Origin of the sequence: Streptomyces sp. NPDC007088 (assembly GCF_042869355.1) — a bacterium.
In the GTDB taxonomy this organism is placed as follows: domain Bacteria; phylum Actinomycetota; class Actinomycetes; order Streptomycetales; family Streptomycetaceae; genus Streptomyces.
Genome location: NZ_JBIAFO010000003.1, coordinates 475,081 through 479,026 on the forward strand (window position 1 = coordinate 475,081; position 3,946 = coordinate 479,026).

The 3,946-nt window shown below is 75.0% G+C and carries 2 protein-coding genes; both read left to right on the forward strand.

Annotated features, from left to right (window positions below; genetic code table 11):
- The first annotated feature begins 486 nt into the window (after positions 1-486).
- On the forward strand, positions 487-2,529 hold the full coding sequence (locus ACFYMP_RS07755; RefSeq protein WP_388852109.1) for a SpoIIE family protein phosphatase: 2,043 nt from the start codon (positions 487-489) through the stop codon (positions 2,527-2,529).
- Between the two features lie 225 nt (positions 2,530-2,754).
- Positions 2,755-3,663, forward strand: coding sequence for a Bax inhibitor-1/YccA family protein (locus ACFYMP_RS07760; protein ID WP_388852112.1), 909 nt, complete (start codon positions 2,755-2,757; stop codon positions 3,661-3,663).
- The last annotated feature ends 283 nt before the right edge of the window (positions 3,664-3,946 follow it).

Sequence of the window (3,946 nt, forward strand, 5' to 3'; positions counted from 1 at the left end):
GCGGGCGCGCCCGCCCCCGCCGGCCGGCGGGGGCGGCGGCCCCCGCGCCCCCGCCCGGCCCCCCCCCCCCCCCCCCCCGCTCGCGTGCGTGAGGGGCGGCGGGCGGCCCGGCGCGGCGCGCGACCTGGAGGACCTGCTCCGCGTCGGGGTAGCCGATGGGCGCGAACGCGCGGTTCTTCAGCCGGCGGAGCTGATGGCGGTGGTGGGCCATGGGGCGCTCGCCGTGGTCCAGGCGGATGTTCCTCCAGGGGGAGGGCGCGGATCTCACCGCTCCCGTCGGCGACCTGGCGCCGGGCCACGACGGTGCCGGTGTGGCCGATCGCGGTGAGCGGGCGGGCGCCGGGCAGGACCGCGGCGGCGGCCGACGCCGACAGGGACGACCGGCACCAGCACGATCCGCGCCGACGGTGTGCCGACCGAGCCCGCCCCGCCACGGCCCCCGCGCCCGTCTCGATTGCAGGGGTGGGGGGAGCGGGGGATTCTGAGGTGGTGAGCGAAGAGCGGGAGATCGGCGGCGAGGACACCCGGGGCCTTCCGGGGCTGCGGCACGTCCTGACCGGTATCGCGCTGGTCGAGGGCGACGCGTACACCCTCACGGACGCGAACCCGGCGTTCGCCGAGCGCACGGGGCCGCGCTTCGCGCCGCCCGGCGGCCCCGTTCCCCCGGGGCCCCTGCGCGCGGCACTGGACCGGGCCCGCCGTACGGGCCGCTCGGAGCGGGTCCCGCTGCCGGCCGGCACCGGGGACGACGGGGACCCGTTCGGTCCCGTCGTCCTGCTGTGTCTGCCCCTGCGGCCGGCACAAGGCCCTCCGCCACTGCTCCTGCTCGCCCAGGCGCTCCCGGACGCGGGCGAGGAGGGCGCCGGGGAAGCGGACCCCGGCGAGCGGCCCCTGGACAACGACTCGCTCGTACTGCGCTACCAGGCACTGCTGTCCGCCGTCCCGCAGGTCGTCTGGACGCGCGGCCCGACCGGCCGCGTCACCAGGCTCTCCGGGGCCGAGGACGCCGGAGGGATCGCGTTGCCGGGGGACGGGGAGGACTGGCTCGACGCCGTCCACCCGAAGGACCGGGAGCGCTTCACCCGCGCCTGGCACGAGGCGAGCGCCGAGGCCGCCCACTTCACCTGCGTCGTCCGTCTACGCGTCGGCGAGGGCGCGCCGCTGTACCGGCATCTGCGGATCACCGCGGTGTCCGTCGGGCGGGCGGACGGGCTGCTCGAATGGGTCGGCACCGTCGCGGACGCCGAGGACGAGTGGGTCGCCGGCACGCGCGAGCGCCTGCTCGGCCGGATGGCGGCCGAGGTCTCCACGGCTCGCGACCTGTCCGAGGCGTTCCGGACGACCGCCACCGTCGTCGTGCCCGACCTCGCCGACTCGATCGCCGTCTTCGAGGTCCAAGGGGCCACGGCACCGTCCGCGCTCGCCGCGCGCTCCGCCGTTCCCGCCGAGCGCGTCGCCTTCGCCCCCGGCCTGCCCCCGCTCCCGCCGCTCGGCGACGGATTCACCCTCGGGCACATGGCCGAGGTCGTCCTGCGCGACCGCGAGCCCCGTCTCATCACCTTCCCGGCCGGCGCACCGCCCGAGGACAAGATCTCGCCCGTCTCGCGGGCGTGGCTGCGCGAGGCCGGGGCGACGAGCCTCGCGCTGCTCCCCGTCGTCGTGGAGGGCCGCGTCGTCGCCATCGCGAGCGCCGCCAACTGCCTGGGCAACCCGCCGCCGAGCGAGTCCGAGCTGCGCGTGCTCCAGGACGTCCTGCAAGGACTCGGCCGCCCCCTGCGCCGCACGCTGGAACTGCAACGTACCCGTGAGACCGCTCTCCTCCTGCAACGCTCCTTCTTCACCGCCGTCCCCGACCTCGCGGACGCCGAGATCCGCGCCCGCTACGTTCCCGCCAACGCGGCCGCCGAGGTCGGCGGCGACTGGTACGACGCGACCCGGCTGCCCGAAGGGGCCGTCGCCCTCTCGATCGGCGACGTCGCGGGGCACGACCTGGACGCCGCGACCGCGATGGGCAGCGTCAACAGCATGCTGCGCGGCCTCGCCTGGGACGCGGGGCCGCACGCCGACCCCGCCCGCACCCTGGACCGCCTCGACGGCATGGTCCAGGGCCTGGGCACCGCGTCACTCGTCACCACCGTCCACGCGCTCCTGTACCCGGCCCCCGGGCAGGGCTGGCACGTCACGCTCGCCAACGCGGGCCACCCGCCACCCCTGCTGCTGCGCGCGGCCGGACCCGTCGACTGCCTCGGCGAGGAGGAGCCCGACCCGCCGCTGTGCGCCCCGACAGGGCAGGCCCGGAGCAGCACGAAGCTCTTCCTCGCGAAGGGCGAGACGCTGCTCCTCTACACGGACGGGCTCGTGGAGATCCCGGAGGCGAGGATCACCGACCGCATCACGCACCTGCGCCGGAGCGTCGAGGCGCTGCACCGGGACGGCCGGCCCCTGGACGCCCTCGTCCGGGACGTCGTCGCGCATGTGCGCGCGGGCAAGGACGACATCGCGGTCATCGCCTTCCGGGCGACGGGCTGACGACGGGCTGACGACGGGCTGACGGGCGGGCCGTACGGGTAACCCCCGTACGGCCCCCGCCGACGCGCCGCGCGCCGCCCCCCCGCAGCGGCGGGAACACGGAGCGTGTCCCGGACGTTTTCACGTCAAGGCGGGGGAAAGATCCTCCCCGAGCACTAGGGTGTTTCTTTTGCCTACGCATTACTCTGGGCGCAAGGCCACACAGGGTGGCCATGGAGGAGTGAGATGAGGAGCAGTAACCCGGTCTTCTCGCGACGGGGGTTCAGCCGCGACAACGGCTACGCGGGGTTCAACGCGGCGCCGCAGGCCGGGGGACCCGCCGTGGGGACCGCGACAGGTCCGTACGCGGGCGGCACCCCTTATGCGGACGCGCCCGCCAACCCGTACGCGAACAACCCCTACGCCCAGGCGGACGTGCAGCACGGCGTCCCGCAGGCGCCGCCCATCGCCGACCGCATGACCATGGACGACGTCGTCGTCCGTACGGCCGGCACCCTCGGCACGCTCATCGTCACGGCCGCCCTCGCCTGGGCGCTGCTGCCGGTGGACGAGGCCCACCTCAACAGGTCCTACGGCATCGCCATCGGCTTCGGGCTGGTCGCGATGGTCCTCGGCCTCGTGCAGTCCTTCAAGCGCAAGGCCGCGCCGGCGCTCATCCTCACCTACGCCGCCCTCGAAGGTGTCTTCCTCGGCGTGGTGAGCAACGTCGTCGACACCCACATCGCCAGCGGCGCCGCCATGCAGGCGGTGCTCGGCACGATGGCCGTGTTCGTCGGGGTGCTCGTCGCCTACAAGACGGGCCTGATCCGGGTCAACCGCCGGTTCTACGGCTTCGTCATGGCCGCCGCCATGGGCTTCGTCCTGCTGATGGCGGTCAACCTGCTGTTCGCCGTGTTCGGCGGCGGGGACGGTCTCGGCTTCCGCAGCGGTGGCCTCGGCATCATGTTCGGGATCATCGGCATCCTGCTCGGCGCCTGCTTCCTCGCCCTCGACTTCAAGCAGGTCGAGGACGGCATCCGCTACGGCGCCCCGCGTCAGGAGTCCTGGCTCGCGGCCTTCGGCCTGACGCTGACCCTGGTGTGGATCTACATGGAGTTCCTGCGGCTCATCGCCATCCTCCAGGGCAACGACTGACCTGTCACAGCGGTGCGGCGGCAGCGCCGATCCGTACGCGGGAGGGCCCGCGGACCACCAGCACGTTCCGGGGTCCGCGGGCCCTTCCGTGTGTCCGGGGACGCGGTGGTCGCCGCCGGGCCCCGGTCCGGACCGCGGGTGTGGTGCGGGGACAGGCGGCGTCGGGGAAGCCGGCGTTGTCGCCGTGCTCGCCGTGCTCGCCGTGCTCGCCGTGCTCGCCGTGCTCGCCGTGCTCGCCGTGCTCGCCGTGCTCGCCGTGCTCGCCGTGCTCGCCGTGCTCGCC

Excerpts from the sequence above, each read along its gene's own strand:
- ACFYMP_RS07760 (WP_388852112.1), top strand. The coding sequence starts at position 2,755 with ATGAGGAGCAGTAACCCGGTCTTCTCGCGACGGGGGTTCAGCCGCGAC.